The following is a 16,520-nucleotide window of genomic DNA, read 5'->3' as shown; positions in this document are numbered from 1 at the left end:
TTTATGGTTATTTTGAAAAGACAGGATAGAGAGTAAATAAAACAAAAATGGTTGACTTTCCTAAACGATTACAAGTTTTCGTCTCTTCTACCTATCTTGATTTAATTGAAGAAAGACAAGCAGCCGTACAAGCTATCCTAGAAGCTAAACATATTCCGGCAGGTATGGAATTATTCACCGCAGGAGATCAATCTCAATGGGAAGTTATTAAACATTGGATTGATCAATCTGATGTTTATCTCCTAATTTTAGGGGGAAGATATGGAAGTATAGATAAAAAAACAGGTAAAAGTTATACCCATCTTGAGTATGAATATGCTTTAGAAAAATCAATCCCTGTCTTTTCTTGTGTTCTCAGAAATCCTGACAAAAGAGCAATGGATAAAGGAGATATTAACAAGTATTTAGAAAGAGATAATCCTTCTCAATATACAATTTTCAGGACATTAGTAATCTCTAAATTGGTTAGGTTTTGGGAGAACTCTGAGCAAATTAAAACTTCTATTATTTTAACGTTAAATGAGTTTGAAAAACGAAGTGATCTGAGAGGTTGGGTTAGAAGTTGTCAGCAAATAAAATTAAATTCAATTGTAGAAGAAGAAGCTAAATTAAAGAAAAGAAATGAGCAATTGGATCAATTAGCAGAGCAATTATTAGAGAAATTATCAAAAGGAAAAACAAATACTTATAATCAAAAGCTGACAGAAACTCAGTTAGAAAAGGAACAAGCGGAACAGTATTATCAAAAGGAGCTTGAACAACTACAACGAAAGTTAGAAACAGAAAAATCAGACCAGAAAGCAGATAATAAAATCGGGATTAAAATAATTAAATTGTTTCTAGCTTCTTCCTCTGAATTAAAAGAAGATAGAGAACAATTCGAGATTTTTGTCAACCGTAAAAATAAGCAATACATCAAACAAGGAATATTCTTAGAATTAGTAATATGGGAGGATTTTCTTGATGCAATGTCTCAAACGAGACTCCAAGATGAATATAATAAAGTAATTACTGAATGTGATTTATTTGTTAGTCTCTTTTTAACTAAGGTTGGTCAATATACTGAAGAAGAATTTGACACGGCTTTTGGTACATTTAAAGAAAATAATAAACCTCTAATTTACACTTATTTTAAAGATGCACCAATTAACCTAAGTCGGATTACTACTGAAATTAATACCTTACTTAAGTTTAAGGAAAAACTAAGTAACCTTGGTCATTTTTACACAAGTTATAATAGTATTGAGGATCTAAAATATCGTTTCGATCAACAACTAAATAAAGCCTTTGAGCAGTTAATCAAAAATTTACCTGAAAAATTAACCGAAAATAGTTCTCGACAACAAGAAATAGAATTACTAAAACAAAAACTTGAAATTGCTAAAAATAGTTCTCGACAACAAGAAATAGAATTATTAAAAACAGAACTTGAAATTACTAAAAAACGATTCATACAATCTCAATCTCAAATCAACAAACTTCAACAACATTTAGCAACCGCACATAAATCATCATCAGAGCTACAAGTTCAACTAAAATCATATCAACAACAATTAAACGAAAAAGAATTAAAAATTAATCAACTTCAACAACAAATAGATGACCTAACAAAACCTTCTAACTCAACGACAAGTACAGAAATAGGACTCAAAAGTGAAAAAGGGGTTGACTATACGAAACTCCGTGACCTCCTAGCAGCAGGGAAATGGAAGGAAGCTGACCAAGAAACCTCTAATATTATGCTTCGAGCAGCGTCTGAAGGATGGTTAACGCTTGAAAATTGCCGTAAATTCCCTTGTGATGACTTATACACCATTGATGGACTTTGGCTACACTACAGCAAAGGAACATTTGGCTTCAGCGTCCAGAAAAAAATCTATTATGGTGAACTTGGAGGAAGAACAGACTATAATGAAAGAATCTGGTACAAGTTTTGCGATCAGGTCGGTTGGAGGACAAAAGGACTATTAGGAATGGGAAAAGAGTTTAAGGGATACGAAGACCTCACCTTTGAATTACGAGATACTACACCTGTGGGACACCTACCTTACTCAGAATATTTTGAATTTGTTTGTGTACCTATCTTCGCTTTGTGTTTGTATAGTCAGGTAGTAGATTATAGTCAGTTCGATTTGGGAGAGATTCAACGAAGAATTAATGGTTCCTCGCAAGACTAAAAAAGCTGTAACATATCGCCATCACACTCCATTGCCAAGTATTGATTGTCCATTGTTTTTTTACGAGTTCACGCGCTTCGCAAAGGCAAAAGTAAAAAGGCAAAAAGAAGAAAATTATCGTATTTTGATAAATATATAAAAAGATTATTCAATATTCCCCAAACGTTTACAGCTAACTTTTAGTGAAACCAATTTCGGAAGATTTAACAGATAAATCGGAAGAATCAGCAAATAACCCGACCAACGGATCACAATCAATATCAATTTAATTAGTAATTTCTACTTGGCTAGAGATTAATGTTCTGACAATTTTTTTACAAAAGATTGATATTCTGGTGTCCCTAAACCTAACTGTAAAATGGCTAAAACTTGAGCTAAATCTCCTGCCAATAAAGCCATTTTATCTAACCATAATCCAGGAAAAACTTGAGAGCAAACTACCCCATCCTTATTAGGTTCAAGTTGAATATATTTGCTTTCTTCTAACTTGAACCAATCAAATTCATTGTCATAAACTCGCCAGACTAAATATTCTTGAACTTGATTACGACGATAAACATTAAGTTTTTGATGTAAGTCATAAGAAGCAGTAGAAGCAGCAATTTCGACGATCAATTCCGGCGCACCTTCTACATAATCATCTTCACTAATAGTTGATTGTCCACCTATTTTAATTCTGAGCAGTGCATCCGGTTGAGGTTCATTATCAGCATCAAGACGCACAGTAGCGTTATCGGCAGACATTAACCCTGGGGTTGAAGCTTTATAAACTCCTAGCCAAGTCATAATATCAGAATGAGGTTCTCCATGTCCTTTTACTCGCAAAGGCGATGCCATATAAACAATTCCTTCAATTAATTCTGCTTTTTTCAGATTAGGCATAGCATGATAACGATGCTCAAATTCCTTGCGAGTGAGCTTGTCACCATTTTCTAAAGGAGGAATCTTTAATTGAGAAGAAGTTACAGTAGTCACCATCGTATTTTAAAAAGTCTGTTTCCTTCCTACCTTTTTTTGTTAGGTTATCTCACCTTAGACTAACCCATTTTTTCCATTTTTTCAAGAGGTTTGGGGTTAACTTCTTTTAAGAGATAAATAGTTAATTCAAATAGAAATGAGACAAACCGTTCCTACTGTATTGTTAGCACAGTGAGCAGGATGCTCACACTACTCTGTCTCAAACTTATTTGAAACGACTATATTGTAGAACAATATTAGTCTATACTGACGTAAATTTTGTAACGAGCTTGTAGTTTAGTTCTATAATTGTACAACTTTTAATAATAATAATTACTTAAAAAATAGGCAAATTAACGAAGTCAAAAACCACTTCTGTGCGATAGCGCCGGAACGGAGTGAGGAACTTCGTTAAGGCGATCGCCCCTAACCCGACACAATTGTAAATAAATACAAAGCATTGTTGTGTTATATTAGCCTTGAGAATGATAATCGTTCTCATAATTATCCTCCTCAGCCTTCCAAACAGACCTGCTTTGGAGTTAAAAATAACAAGGTTGCAGGAAAAGTCCGAAACAAACTATAACCATTACTCCTTTTTATGCTAAGTATTGAAAATCCCAAATCTCAGTTAAAGACTTCATTTCTCGAACGGCTCCAAAATCCGGATCGTCCAGTGGTAATCTTTGACGGTGCGATGGGAACTAATATCCAATCCCAAAACTTGACCGCCGAGGACTTTGGTGGACCTGAATATGAAGGTTGTAACGAATATTTAGTCATCACCAAGCCAGAAGCAGTGGCCAAGGTCCATCGTGATTTTCTTGCAGCCGGGGCCGATGTTGTCGAGACCGATAGCTTTGGATCTAGCCCCTTAGTCCTCGCAGAGTACGATCTAGCCGATCGCGCCTACGAACTAAGTAGAAAAGCAGCAGAGTTGGCGCGCCGTTGTGCCGATGAGTTTACCACTCCCGAAAAACCAAGATTTGTCGCAGGTTCCATCGGTCCAGGAACCAAACTACCCACCCTCGGCCATATCACCTATGATGAATTGCGATCGAGCTTCATGGTGCAAGCAGAAGGACTCTTTGACGGGGGAGCCGATCTCTTCATCGTGGAAACCTGTCAAGACGTTCTGCAAATTAAAGCCGCATTGAGTGCCTTTGAAGCCGTATTTGCCAAAAAAGGTTCACGACTCCCCTTAATGGTTTCCGTGACTATGGAAATTCAAGGAACCATGTTGGTAGGCACAGATATCTCTGGGGTACTGGCAATTCTCGAACCCTTCCCCATCGATATTTTGGGGCTAAATTGTGCCACAGGTCCCAATTTGATGACCTCTCATATTCAATATCTATCAGAAAATTCCCCCTTCCCCATTTCCTGTATTCCCAATGCCGGGCTACCAGAAAATGTTGGGGGTCAGGCCGTTTATAAAATGACCCCCGAAGAATATACAACTGCCATGACAGGTTTCATTGCCGAACATGGAGTTCAGATTGTCGGTGGTTGCTGCGGTACGCGGCCAGCACATATTAAAGCCTTAGCCGATGCTGTAGAACACACCCAAATAAAAGAGCGATCGGTGCGACAAAATGCCGTGGGTGAGCTTCGAGAACCCATCTCTTATACCCCAGCAGCAGCTTCCATTTATTCCGCCCAAACCTATGAGCAGGATAATTCCTTTTTAATCGTTGGTGAGCGATTAAATGCCAGTGGTTCCAAAAAAGTCCGCAAGCTGTTGAACGAAGATGATTGGGATGGCTTATTGGCAATCGCTAAATCCCAGGTCAAAGAAGGGGCGCATATGCTGGACGTAAACGTAGATTACGTCGGGCGTGATGGGGAACGGGATATGCGAGAACTGGTATCCCGACTGGTGACCAATACCACCCTGCCACTGATGCTGGACTCCACCGAATGGACAAAAATGGAAGCCGGTCTCAAAGTCGCCGGGGGCAAATGTTTGCTCAATTCCACCAACTATGAAGATGGAGAAGAGCGATTTTTTAAAGTGTTGCAATTGGCTAAAGAATATGGCGCAGGAGTCGTTATTGGCTGTATCGACGAAGAGGGAATGGCTCGAACCGCCCAGAAGAAATTTGAAATCGCCAAACGAGCTTATGAAGACGCGCTCAACTTTGGCATTCCACCCCATGAAATTTTCTATGACACCTTAGCCCTACCCATTTCAACTGGGATTGAAGAGGATAGGGAAAATGCCAAAGCAACCATCGAATCAATTAAAATGATTCGGGAAAATCTGCCCGGTGTTCACTTTATGCTCGGGGTTTCTAACATTTCCTTTGGCTTGAGTCCAGCCACTCGTATCACCTTAAATTCCGTCTTCCTCAATGAAGCCATGAAAGCTGGTATGGATGGGTCCATTGTCTCCGCTGCCAAGATTTTGCCCTTATCAAAGATTGACGAAGAACATCAACAGGTGTGTCGCGATTTGATTTATGATAATCGCCAATTTGAAGGAGATATTTGCACCTACGATCCCTTGACGAAGCTGACAGAAATTTTTGCGGGTGTCAGTGCCAAGGATGCTAGATCCGGTCCTTCCTTAGCAGATTTGCCCATCGACCAACGCTTGAAACAACATATTATTGACGGCGAGCGCATTGGATTGGATGATGCCTTAAAGATGGGTTTAGATGCCGGTTATAAAGCACTCGATATTGTCAACACTTTCTTGTTGGATGGAATGAAGGTTGTGGGTGAACTGTTTGGCTCTGGTCAAATGCAATTACCCTTCGTGTTGCAGTCAGCCGAAACCATGAAATCTGCCGTTGCTTTCCTCGAACCCTACATGGAAAAAATCGAAGGAGAAGACGAAGATCGCGGTAAAGGGAAATTCCTGATTGCCACGGTTAAAGGGGATGTCCATGATATCGGTAAGAATCTGGTGGATATCATCTTGACCAATAATGGCTACAAGGTGGTCAATCTGGGCATTAAACAAGCCATTGAAGCCATCGTCGAAGCATACGAGCAGCATCAACCTGATTGTATTGCCATGAGTGGCTTGCTGGTAAAATCTACAGCATTTATGAAAGATAATCTCGCAGCATTTAATGCTAAAGGTATTACAGTCCCAGTGATTTTAGGGGGTGCGGCACTCACACCAAAGTTTGTGTATGGAGATTGTCAAGATACTTACAACGGGCAGGTGATTTACGGGAAAGATGCTTTTGCAGATTTGACCTTTATGGACCGGCTAATGCCCGCTAAAGAGCAGGAATCCTGGGTAGATACGGAAGGCTTTACAGGGGAATTTGCTCAGTTTAACCAAAAGGGACGTAAGGCCATTGAAGATTCCGAGCGAGAAGCCAATGGTGATGGGGCAAAATCCGATGGAGAAGTCAATGGTAATGGCAAGAAAGCCGATGAACCCACTGTCATCGATACCAAACGTTCGGAAGATGTAGCCATTGATATCGAGCGTCCTGCGCCGCCTTTCTGGGGGACGAAAATTCTTCGGAGTTCCGAGCTAGAGTTAGAAGAACTGTTCTGGTACATGGATTTGCAGGCACTGTTTGCAGGCCAATGGCAATTCCGTAAACCGAAAGGCCAATCTCGCGAGGAATATGATTGGTTCCTGGCATCGAAGGTTCATCCAATCTTGGAAGAATGGAAAGAAAAAATTCGCACAGAACGATGGTTAGAGCCTACTCTAGTTTATGGTTATTTCCCCTGTGCGGCCATCGGCAATTCCGTTCATGTTTACGATCCCACTGTCATTGAGCAGGGCTTAACACCCAAAACAGCAACCCCCTTTGTAACTTGGACATTCCCCCGTCAGAAATCCGGGCGTAGGCTGTGCATTGCTGATTTCATTCTCCCCCTTGAATACAATGAATTTGATGTCTTGCCTATGCAGGCAGTCACTATGGGAGAAATTGCCACCGAAAAAGCACAGGAACTCTATCAAGACAACAAGTACACCGATTATCTCTATTTTCACGGGATGGCGGTGCAGTTGGCGGAAGGCTTAGCAGAATGGAGTCATGCTAGGATTCGTCGGGAATTAGGTTATGGAGATTTAGAACCAGATAACATTCGCGATGTATTAGCCCAGAGGTATCAGGGTTCCCGGTATAGTTTTGGCTATCCAGCTTGTCCGACGGTTATGGATCAAATTCCACAGTTGCAATTATTAGGATGCGATCGCATTGGGTTATCCATCGATGAGAGCGAACAGCTTTATCCAGAGCAATCCACCACTGCTTTTGTCACCTATCATCCTGTCGCTAGATACTTTAGTGCTTAGATTGATCGGCAATGGGGTCGCCTGGATTTCAGCGCGACCTCTAAATTTTAACTGGATTTGGTTTCAAAATAGAGGTCTCTCTTGAGTAAAACAAACGATAGATCGAATTGGCATCAAGATTTTATTGCCAGTAATTTACTGGTCATTGGCTATAATGCTTGGGCAGGTCATCTGCGCCAAAAGCGTGGTGCGATAGTTTGTAGCCTGAATTCCCCGATGGTGGGTGTTGCAGGAGAATCATTCAAAACCCATTTTATCGGACGTTCTCGCCTTGCGCCGTTCCTGAATACCTGGTTAGCGGCTCCTGACACTGGAATTTTGCCCCATCACTTTATGATTACTCACATTTTGGAAGTGGTGGATAATTATGATCCAACAACAGAGGTTGTCTTATTGATGGAGTCTTTCGATCAAGCAACGTTCTTTTACTTGAAAAACCTACCCATTACACCACCTCAATGCTACGAACAAGTACGTAAGACTTGGGATGAATTCCAGCCAGGAGTTAGTGCTAGGCAAGATCAACATCAACATATCTGCCCATCGACCGACGCTTGAAGCAAAATATTATTGATGGCGATCGCGTAATCTTGAATAAAGCCTGTTAGTTGACCAGCAAACCCTGAGTGAGCGATCGCGCCCGGGGATTTAGAGGCACTTCCTCTTCTAGCGTTAATGGAAAAAATGCGAGTCACCATCAGCAACAAATCTCTTTTCTAATTGAAGCAACCCTTGCCAACTATGGCTTTTTCCTGCTCGCGAAGAATCGCTCTAACAGCTCATTTAGATTAACACCCATTCCCATAAAGTTAGGCTGCAACATAAAAACTTCATTCGCAACTTGAGCTGCTGTCGTACTGTCATCAGCATCCGAAATGGCGACTCGTAGCAAATTCAAAAACTCTTCCTCACTCCACTTACGGGTAACCATTACAGAACCAAGTAATTCTGAAATTAGGTAACGATGAGTCGCTCCCTCTGGGAAAATCTGCGTCTCTCCCTCACTTTCCAGTCTTATGAGGTGATCGTAACTAACTCCTAACTCAGGTTGATCTGGCAAAGGAATACGCTCAGTAAATACCAAATTCTCAAACCGTCGATGTATGTGACGGATTTCAGATCGAATCACAGCTAAATAATCACGCCGTGCTTGCCCAGATACAGTAATTTCAATCGATCTTGCCTCATAATCTGCACGTACAACAGCGCGAACACCAAGTTCCTGCTCAGCAAGAACAAGACCCGTACGCCAGCATAAGCTATTTTCAATTTGATCATGAAGTCGCACAATCATTCTTGGAATAACAGACCGAGGAACAAATTTACGATATTCGTACCTGAGTACGGCTACATTTGTGTGTTCAAATTCAAACTCTGGCTCAGCTACTGGGAGTAAGTCTGGAACCAAGACCTCTCTTTCATCAATGAGATAACACAGCTCAAACTTTTGCATGACGCTGAGAATATAATTATGACACTCGCGAGGGTAGACCTCAGCGTCTTCTTGTTGAAGGCATTCTGAGAATTGATCGAGGGTTAAAATCCCACCGCCTCACGACCACGATTCACGATTTCGAGGGGCGGGTCTTTTAAGCTTTCATTAACAAATATTCCAGTAATCGCAAGAATCGATTTCTTTAAACTTGGATCCTTGTTAAGCTGTAACACAAGATTCTTTTCCTTTCCCTCTGCTGCTTGCCGTCGGCTTTCATTTTTTCCATCTTCCGAATGCTCACCTTCTTTATCTGTGGATAAGGTGGTTTTTCCACGATTGATAAGTCTTCTAAAATAAAAAGGACTTAAAGGACCTGCTTGATCAGTCGAGAATGGAAGTTGAAGGTCAATAATGTCTTTGGGAAGAGAAGAGCATAAAGGAATACATAGATATTGGAGACCACTGATATTGGAAATTCCCTCTGGCAATTCCCAGTCATGAGCAACAATGACAAGACGCTGTAAAGAAGCTTGACCATAAAGCCACTCAAAAAATTTGTCTGTCAGTACTCCTTCCTTAATTTTTCTTAGTCCAAGCTTTAAGCCAACCAGTTCTCCATTTTCATCTAGAGCATAAGCTAGACCAGCTCCATCCGGGATAATTGCGGCGAGTTCGGTTTCAATGGCTTCCATTTCAGTAGCAAGACAAAAAGGGTACAATTTTTTCTGAAGAGTCTGTATTGTCTTAGATCGATTATTCAAAATGACCTTCTCCCCTGAATTAAGTTGATTAATCGCCATTTCCTGCCATTTTAGCATCAGTTCAGAAAGACGGGCTACTGCTATTACTTGGCCGAGGTGGAGTGTTAATTAGCTAAAGGTCAAAAAAACATTTTGCCCCATCACTTTATGATTACTCACATTTTGGAAGTTGTCGATAATTATGCTCCAACAACAGAGGTTATCTTGTTGTTGGAGTCTTTCGATCAAGCAACGTTCTTTTACTTGAAAAACCTACCTATTACACCACCTCAATACTACGAGCAAGTACGTAAGACTTGGGATCAATTCCAGCCAGGAGTTAGTGCTAGGCAAGATGAACAACGTCCAAGGGTCGATCTCAACCAAATTAACTAGGTAATTGATTAATTATTTCCTCTACTTTCCGAGGAGAAACTAAGGTATTAGCGCACAAAACACCAGAAGCAGCAACAGCAGGAACACCAATACCAGGTAACGTACTATCTCCCACTCGATAAAGTCCTGAGATGGGTGTATAACAGCTAGGAAATAAACCATTTCCTGCTGCGATCGCTGGTCCATAGGTTCCCTGATAACGACGAAGAAAACGACTATGGGTTAATGGGGTTCCAATTAATTCTAGAACCACCCGTTGACGAATATCAGGGATAACCTTTTCTAATGCTTTATACAAAGTTTGCGATCGCTGTTTTTTCTTATTCTCATAGTCTGTATTTTTTTCCCATCCTTTATAGGGTTCTAAAGTGTAAGCATGAACCACATAATGACCTTCTGGAGCTAAATTTTTATCCCAAACCGAAGGAATAGAAATCATACAGGTATTACCAGGAACAGTAATATCTTTATTACTGTCATGAACCACCACATGATGACCTGTTAAATTTTCTAATCCTTCTGCTTTTATTCCTAGATGCAGGTGCATAAAACTTTCAACAGCAGGAGTTTCTAATTGTTCTTTTCGATGACTTTCGGGTAAATCTTCTTTTTCTAAAAGATGTTGATAAGTGTCCCAAACTGTGGCATTAGAAATAACAATAGAAGCGTCTATAATCTTCCCTTTTTTAAGTTTAATTCCTGTTGCTTTCCCTGATTTTACAAGTATTTTATCAACATGAGAATTGAGATATAGTTCTCCTCCATGTCGTTTTATTCCATTGATCAAACCATCAATAATTGCTGCACTTCCTCCCACGGGATATTCTACCCCTGCCCGAGTTCTTTCCCCAAGCATAAAAGCAATTTCTGGGGCAACTGTTCCCTTTGCTTTTAATCCTGATAGTAAAAAGCATTCAAGATCAATTAAACGACGTACCCAGGAATTTTTTACAGTTTTATCCATTATATCTCCAGCGGAACCGCTAATCATTCCTACTTGAAATAAACTCTTAACTAAAGATGGTAAATAACGGGTTGCTAGAACAGGAAATAATTGCCAATCTGAGCGCAAAGCAATGGTAGGAATATCTTTTAAACAGTCATATAATTCTAACATCTTTGTCTCAAATGCAGCTAATTCTTTAGCTCCTTCTGGAGTTATTTTAGCCACAGTTTGACGATATTTTTCTAAGTCACTGTAAACAGGAAATTTACCTTCTGGAAAATGATAATGACCGAGGGGATCATAAGGAATAACATCCAAAGATTCTCCAATAATATCTAATACTTGCTTTAAGGGATTAAGAGAAGGTTTATCATTACCTAAACCACAGTAAAAAGAAGGGCCAGAGTCAAAAGTAAAACCTTGACGAGTAAAAGTATGAGCAGCACCGCCAGGGATAGAATGGCTTTCAAAAATAGCAACTTTTTTGCCGTATTTTGCTAATAAAGCCCCTGCGGTTAAACCACCGATTCCACTACCAATTATAACAACATCAAACTTCATAAAAAACCTCGTTATAAAACTAAGTATATATCATATTTCACCATATGTTCACGAACTATAATACTTTGGGAGAGAATCATGCAAAAAGACATCTACCAAGTTTTGCAAGAAACAAAAATTAACTAACCCTAGTCTGAAAATGTGGCGATAGTTAAACTCCTAACCCATCAATGCCATTACCTAAATCTACCCTATTTTTCCTCTTGTTAGCCAGTTCCCTAATAGTTCCGAGCCTCTCTTCCTCCAAAATGTGTCTAGGGGTTGCCCGGGCCACAGAGGTGAGAGCTTTTGGTCAAACTGGTTCTAACGCCAGTGTCGGACTTTCTGGAAAAGATGGAAAAGATAGTGATAACTTGACTATTTTTGCTGATGGGTCTCCGTTGACCCTTAATTTAGCCGGAGAAGACGGTCAAGCAGGCCAGCAAGGGCAACCAGGAGAAGACGCTGATTGTCCAAATCAACCCACTGGGGTAAAACATAACCTACTCGCTCCCAGTGGTGGTAATGGTGGCAATGGTGGCAACGGTGGAGATGGCGGTAATGGGGGGTATTTAACCGTTTATGCAACAGACCTATCTCAGCTACAACCAATATTTGTCAATGCCTCAGGAGGGAAAGGGGGACAATCAGGACAAGGGGGTCAAGGGGGTCAAGGTTGTCGCTGTACCGAACCCTATTGGGCTCTCGAAACCTGTAGTGGGAACCCGGGCAATACTGACTATCGTTGTACAACCTTAGAATTTCGCTGTCAAGATGGTAAAAATGGGGCTAATGGTGTGAGTGGGGCTTTCGGTAGAGAGGGTTTACCTGGTCAACTAACCTTAATCAACTTAGATAAGCCTCTACAACCAGATAAACCAGCCGCTACTGTTAGTATGGCGGCCTTGAGAGATAAGGGTTATTTATTGTCTAAAAATATTTGGGAAACTCGTAATGGGGCAACGAACTTATTTGCTCCAGGGTCAGTGATTAATGATCAATATTTAGCCTTGGTGCAACGGTTAGAACGTTCCTTTTTATTGATTTGGAATGCTCCTCAATCTTTTAATCAATTTTCTCAAGAAAAAATGACATTAAAATACGAAAATGATCAGGGTATTCAGGTAGATATTCCTGATAGTATTTGGCTGGAAGGAACTACACAAAAACGAAATAATATTACTCAATTTATTGTTTATAATGCCATTTATAAAAACGATGCCACTCGTTTAAAAAGTCAAGGACTTGACGGAAGAGAGAGAAGCCTAAAATTAACCATTATTGATGAGGCTGATCAATCTAATTTAATTGCGACAAAATTCGATATTACTTATAGTGTTACTCGTTCCGATCCTCGCTTTCGTCCTGTGTCCGATTATACAACTAAATATGAAGGGGAAATTCCAGAAGATTTAGTTGTTTTAGATGGGGATAAGTTTACCCTTAATATTGGTCAGTTACCTATTGAATCTCAATATTTACGATCAGGTTTAGGGGTGGAAATTAAGATAGTGGCAACTCGAACTTTTGCTGGTTATACCGATCAACAGACTATTACCGTAACAGATGTTTTAGGACCTTTTCGGTAAGCTCACATCTTTTTCCTTAATAAGTTTTAAAACTAATGGTTTGAACATGGATGCGGTTTAGTTTAACTTTTTGTTATAACCCTATAGAAGGGATTTTAATGATCAAGAGAGAAAACAACTATGACTGGACAAGACTTACACCAACTACTCTACAGTAAATGGGGTAGATCCTACGATATACAGTTAAGAAAGGTCAAAGGAAAGATTTTTTGTCAAGTTATGTGGAAATACCTTGAACAAGCTTCTTTTCCCATGACTGAACAGGAATATTTTGAACATTTGAATGCGATCGCTAATTATTTAACAGCTTGGGGTAGTCAACAACAAATTATTAACTATTTGGAAACCACCAAAGAACGTCCCCGTCTAGGAAAAGCGGTGAGTATTCCTTTGGACTTGGGAGACAAAAGTTCTGAATGGATTTTAGATTAGTAATTCTGTGTTACCCTCAAGAAAATTGAATTAAATTAGCTATTTTTATGGAAGTTTTTACTATTTTTTTATCAAGTTTAATCACTATAATTTCTCCTTTAGGGTTGGTAGTGGATAGTGTGGTTGCTGAGCAGTTACGTTCCCAGGTCAAAAGTGTGGAAACATTGGCTGTCAGGGTTGATAATACCCCTAGTTATCAACCTGTGGCCGGAAAGATCGATCGCATTCGCATCGCTAGTCGTGGAGTAGAAATTATTGATGATTTAAGGATAGATACCCTGGAACTGGAAACCGATCCTCTTGATATAAATATTAATAAAATTCAATCTTTAAGCGGTATTAAAAGCATTCAGTCTTCTTTAAATAAACCTTTTCAAGGTGCTATTCGCCTAGTTATTAAAGAAGATGATCTCAATTTAGCCTTGGAATCTTCTGGAATTAGAGAACAATTACAAGCACTAATTGATACAGTTCTACCTCCAGAAGCACCAAGTTTTAATATTTTAAAATTACAACTTAATTTTATGGCAGAAAATCGTCTGGCATTAGAAATAGAATTAGAACAAAACGGAGAAGAAGGAGAGTTTCCTACCCAACTAGCGATCACCGCAGAAGTTGGGTTTTCAATAGAAGAAGGTAAAATGATTAAATTAATGGATCTAAGTGCCATTATTAATGATAGAAAGCTCTCCCCAAGATTTACTAATATCTTACTGGCAGGAATTAGCGATCAATTAAGTCTAGACATTTTTGCTGACCAAGGATTTTTAGTCCGGGTTTTACAGGCGAATATGAACGAGGAAAGCTTAAATATTGCTGCTTTTTTTCGTCTCTCTCCAGTGGAAGATGATGAGTAGTTTAGAGTTAAACAAAGGCAAAGTCATTACTGTTTAAATCCAAGTTATTGCTATTTTTAACAATTGCTACTAACTCATCTTTCATACCAGCAACTTTCAAAAAGATTCCTTGATCATTACTTCCAGAAGGAGAAACACCCAGGGCATAATTAGAGGCTGTTCCGTATAATTGAATGACATCTTGGGAGCTATTAAACCCAGAGATTTCCAAATAATCTTGTTGTCCGTAAGTGTCGTACAATGATTCTTGGGCATTTCCAACTACAAAAGTATCGTTATTAGTTGTTCCTACTTGGTTAACAACTAAACCAGTTATAGGATCAGAAAATTCTGATCCTTTCAAGGTACCTGTTGCTTCAATGGCAAAGTAATTAATATTTTCTGTCATGTGAACGACTTCGCTATCATTACTGATATCTTCGTCAATCTTGATTTGAACAGACCCATTATTGAGATTTTGAGTTCTTAATCCACCAGGGTCAGCTCCATCATAAGTGGCAATATTACCGAACAATTTAGGGGCGTTGTTGAAGATGTTACCAAAGTTAATAGTATGCCAGTTGTCGGTAACTTGATCCCCCGTATTCCCTGCCATAAAAGCGTTGCCATCCCAGTTACCTGTCCCTGGAGAAATGGCTAACCAAGCGATGGTTTCTGCACCGTGTCCAGTATCAAGATAAGCTTCTTCTTCTTGTAAGGCAAGCTCAAATCCATTTTCAGTGATATTCCTTTGACGAGTTTGCACAAATGTTTCATCGTTATCGGTTTGAACTTGGGTTAAAACTATGGGTGCATTGTCAAAATTATTAGTAAAGGTTATGCTTTCCCAACCAGATACAGTAGTGGCATCGGTAGTGACAGTCCCGACTTCGATAATAGTGCCATCAGACAGTTCCCAGATCCCTTTCTCAAATACTAAGAAACCAGAACTTTCTTTTGTATGAATGACATCGAGTGTATCAGGTTCTTGAAGTTGCACTGAGAAGCGATCGCCTTGAATATCAGTAATTCTGACGGTGGAAGCATCGCCACCATTATAAGATAGGGGTTGAGCAAAGATAACAGGATTAATAAAGTTCTGGTCAAAAAGAATGGTTTGACTATTATGGTCTAAATCAGTGATTTCACTTACTTGAGCAATGACCATCTCACTGGGAGGTTGAACAGGTTCAACAGGTTCTACCATATCTAGGATAGCATTGCCTAATTTGTCGATGTTTAATACTTTTCCTTGATACTGATCTGCATACTGACCTACAACGTCATCCCCTTGTGAGAGTAAGGTTTTAATTTCATCAAAAGTTAATCTTCTGCCTAATTCTTGTTCAGCTAACTGTTGCGCTACGGCGATCGCTCCACTAACCGCAGGAGCAGCCATACTGGTTCCTGATTTAACGGTTGTTCCGCCGTTTTGATTGGCGGCTCTAATATTGTGCCCGTCGGCAAAGACATCGGTTAAATCGGGATGATGTTGAGAAAAGGAAGAAATTTGTCTATTGGTGTAATCATCGACGGAGGAAACTGCTAAAGAGTAACGGTTAGCAGCGGGATAGGATACACCGAACTGTCCTGTATTACCGGCAGCAGAAACTACAATTACATCTTCTTGAGCTAATTGCTGTATTTCATCTGCGATAATGCCAAAATCTATCGGGTTGACATAGTTACCTCCATTGCTGAGAGACATATTGACACTGGCAATATTATATACGTCCTCATTGGCAACCACCCATTGTAAAGCTTGTTCTATATCATAAAAATTGCCGCTATTGTTCGGATCAAAAACTTTGAGGACAATAATATCAGCACCAGGAGCTATTCCTTCATAATTGGCATCACTTGAAGCTGCAATACTGGCTACATGACTCCCATGACTGTCAGAATCGCTGGCATTGTTATCATCATTGCTAGTGGGATCATTAGTATTTTGTAGTGGAGTTGCTGCATAATCGTAGTGGTAAACAATACTATCTGCTACTCCATTATTATCTAGGTCTGGACCAAAAAAAGGATGATTTAAGTCAATTCCTGTATCTATAATCACAATAGCCTGACCATTGCCATCCATACGCTGTCCCTGGTTATTAAAAACCATCGTTACAATTACCTCCGTAATCTCTTAGATATCTTGCTTATGTATTTGTCATCAGAACTAAATATTTACTCAGTTTGAAT

General features: G+C 39.7%; 13 protein-coding genes. 7 read left to right on the top strand and 6 right to left on the bottom strand.

Annotation, left to right across the window (positions count from 1 at the left end; genetic code table 11):
• Positions 1-47 precede the first annotated feature (47 nt).
• A complete protein-coding gene (locus tag QNJ66_RS06800) occupies positions 48-2,177 on the top strand; it encodes a DUF4062 domain-containing protein (RefSeq protein WP_300504366.1) in 2,130 nt (709 codons plus the stop codon).
• Positions 2,178-2,471: 294 nt separating this feature from the next.
• On the opposite strand, the gene QNJ66_RS06795 is transcribed toward QNJ66_RS06800, so the two are convergent.
• Complete coding sequence (locus QNJ66_RS06795) at positions 2,472-3,155, bottom strand: Uma2 family endonuclease (protein ID WP_300504364.1); 684 nt, start codon at positions 3,153-3,155, stop codon at positions 2,472-2,474.
• A gap of 580 nt (positions 3,156-3,735) precedes the next feature.
• Between QNJ66_RS06795 and metH the strand changes: the two genes are divergently transcribed.
• The gene (metH, locus tag QNJ66_RS06790; protein ID WP_300504361.1) at positions 3,736-7,410 is read left to right on the top strand and encodes a methionine synthase; all 3,675 of its coding nucleotides are present in this window, start codon (positions 3,736-3,738) and stop codon (positions 7,408-7,410) included.
• An 81-nt stretch (positions 7,411-7,491) separates the two neighbouring features.
• Positions 7,492-7,968, top strand: a complete 477-nt coding sequence (locus QNJ66_RS06785) for a hypothetical protein (RefSeq protein WP_300504358.1) — start codon at positions 7,492-7,494, stop codon at positions 7,966-7,968.
• Here QNJ66_RS06785 and QNJ66_RS06780 read toward each other — a convergent pair.
• From QNJ66_RS06780 to QNJ66_RS06770, 3 genes are read right to left on the bottom strand one after another with little or no spacing between them, the layout of a single operon-like run.
• Positions 7,938-8,108: a hypothetical protein gene (locus QNJ66_RS06780; RefSeq protein ID WP_300504355.1), complete on the bottom strand. Its 171-nt coding sequence runs from the start codon at positions 8,106-8,108 to the stop codon at positions 7,938-7,940. The two genes, QNJ66_RS06785 and QNJ66_RS06780, sit on opposite strands and share 31 nt — an antisense overlap.
• Before the next feature lie 41 nt (positions 8,109-8,149).
• Positions 8,150-8,953: a COR domain-containing protein gene (locus QNJ66_RS06775; RefSeq protein WP_300504439.1), complete on the bottom strand. Its 804-nt coding sequence runs from the start codon at positions 8,951-8,953 to the stop codon at positions 8,150-8,152.
• A complete protein-coding gene (locus QNJ66_RS06770) occupies positions 8,947-9,645 on the bottom strand; it encodes a hypothetical protein (protein ID WP_300504353.1) in 699 nt (232 codons plus the stop codon). Before QNJ66_RS06770 ends, QNJ66_RS06775 begins: the two co-directional genes overlap by 7 nt.
• A 108-nt stretch (positions 9,646-9,753) precedes the next feature.
• On the opposite strand from QNJ66_RS06770, the gene QNJ66_RS06765 reads away from it, so the two are divergent.
• Positions 9,754-9,981: a hypothetical protein gene (locus tag QNJ66_RS06765; protein ID WP_300504349.1), complete on the top strand. Its 228-nt coding sequence runs from the start codon at positions 9,754-9,756 to the stop codon at positions 9,979-9,981.
• Here the strand turns inward: QNJ66_RS06765 and QNJ66_RS06760 are convergent.
• Positions 9,974-11,488 carry an NAD(P)/FAD-dependent oxidoreductase gene (locus tag QNJ66_RS06760; RefSeq protein WP_300504346.1) on the bottom strand — a complete coding sequence of 505 codons (1,515 nt, stop codon included), beginning with the start codon at positions 11,486-11,488 and terminating at the stop codon, positions 9,974-9,976. The genes QNJ66_RS06765 and QNJ66_RS06760 overlap by 8 nt on opposite strands.
• 170 nt (positions 11,489-11,658) lie before the next feature.
• On the opposite strand from QNJ66_RS06760, the gene QNJ66_RS06755 reads away from it, so the two are divergent.
• The 3 genes from QNJ66_RS06755 (at position 11,659) to QNJ66_RS06745 (ending at position 14,345) form a co-directional block, all read left to right on the top strand.
• The gene (locus QNJ66_RS06755) at positions 11,659-13,056 is read left to right on the top strand and encodes a collagen-like protein (protein WP_300504344.1); all 1,398 of its coding nucleotides are present in this window, start codon (positions 11,659-11,661) and stop codon (positions 13,054-13,056) included.
• 120 nt (positions 13,057-13,176) lie between these two features.
• Entirely contained in the window at positions 13,177-13,488 is a 312-nt protein-coding gene (locus QNJ66_RS06750) for a DUF3067 family protein (protein WP_300504341.1), read from the top strand.
• 47 nt (positions 13,489-13,535) lie between these two features.
• Positions 13,536-14,345 carry a DUF2993 domain-containing protein gene (locus QNJ66_RS06745; protein ID WP_300504339.1) on the top strand — a complete coding sequence of 270 codons (810 nt, stop codon included), beginning with the start codon at positions 13,536-13,538 and terminating at the stop codon, positions 14,343-14,345.
• Between the two features lie 7 nt (positions 14,346-14,352).
• Here QNJ66_RS06745 and QNJ66_RS06740 read toward each other — a convergent pair whose 3' ends face one another.
• Positions 14,353-16,440 carry a S8 family serine peptidase gene (locus tag QNJ66_RS06740; RefSeq protein WP_300504336.1) on the bottom strand — a complete coding sequence of 696 codons (2,088 nt, stop codon included), beginning with the start codon at positions 16,438-16,440 and terminating at the stop codon, positions 14,353-14,355.
• Between the last annotated feature and the right edge of the window lie 80 nt (positions 16,441-16,520).

This window comes from Crocosphaera sp. (assembly GCF_030064895.1).
In the GTDB taxonomy this organism is placed as follows: domain Bacteria; phylum Cyanobacteriota; class Cyanobacteriia; order Cyanobacteriales; family Microcystaceae; genus Crocosphaera.
This window is presented reverse-complemented; position numbering and strand designations above follow the sequence as displayed.

What these genes read in the sequence shown, in the direction of transcription:
- QNJ66_RS06800 (WP_300504366.1), top strand. Translation starts at nt 48, where the DNA reads ATGGTTGACTTTCCTAAACGATTACAAGTTTTCGTCTCTTCTACCTAT.
- QNJ66_RS06795 (WP_300504364.1), bottom strand. Translation starts at nt 3,155, where the DNA reads ATGGTGACTACTGTAACTTCTTCTCAATTAAAGATTCCTCCTTTAGAA.
- metH (WP_300504361.1), top strand. Translation starts at nt 3,736, where the DNA reads ATGCTAAGTATTGAAAATCCCAAATCTCAGTTAAAGACTTCATTTCTC.
- QNJ66_RS06780 (WP_300504355.1), bottom strand. Translation starts at nt 8,108, where the DNA reads ATGGTGACTCGCATTTTTTCCATTAACGCTAGAAGAGGAAGTGCCTCT.
- QNJ66_RS06770 (WP_300504353.1), bottom strand. Translation starts at nt 9,645, where the DNA reads ATGGCGATTAATCAACTTAATTCAGGGGAGAAGGTCATTTTGAATAAT.
- QNJ66_RS06765 (WP_300504349.1), top strand. Translation starts at nt 9,754, where the DNA reads ATGATTACTCACATTTTGGAAGTTGTCGATAATTATGCTCCAACAACA.
- QNJ66_RS06760 (WP_300504346.1), bottom strand. Translation starts at nt 11,488, where the DNA reads ATGAAGTTTGATGTTGTTATAATTGGTAGTGGAATCGGTGGTTTAACC.
- QNJ66_RS06755 (WP_300504344.1), top strand. Translation starts at nt 11,659, where the DNA reads ATGCCATTACCTAAATCTACCCTATTTTTCCTCTTGTTAGCCAGTTCC.
- QNJ66_RS06750 (WP_300504341.1), top strand. Translation starts at nt 13,177, where the DNA reads ATGACTGGACAAGACTTACACCAACTACTCTACAGTAAATGGGGTAGA.
- QNJ66_RS06745 (WP_300504339.1), top strand. Translation starts at nt 13,536, where the DNA reads ATGGAAGTTTTTACTATTTTTTTATCAAGTTTAATCACTATAATTTCT.
- QNJ66_RS06740 (WP_300504336.1), bottom strand. Translation starts at nt 16,440, where the DNA reads ATGGTTTTTAATAACCAGGGACAGCGTATGGATGGCAATGGTCAGGCT.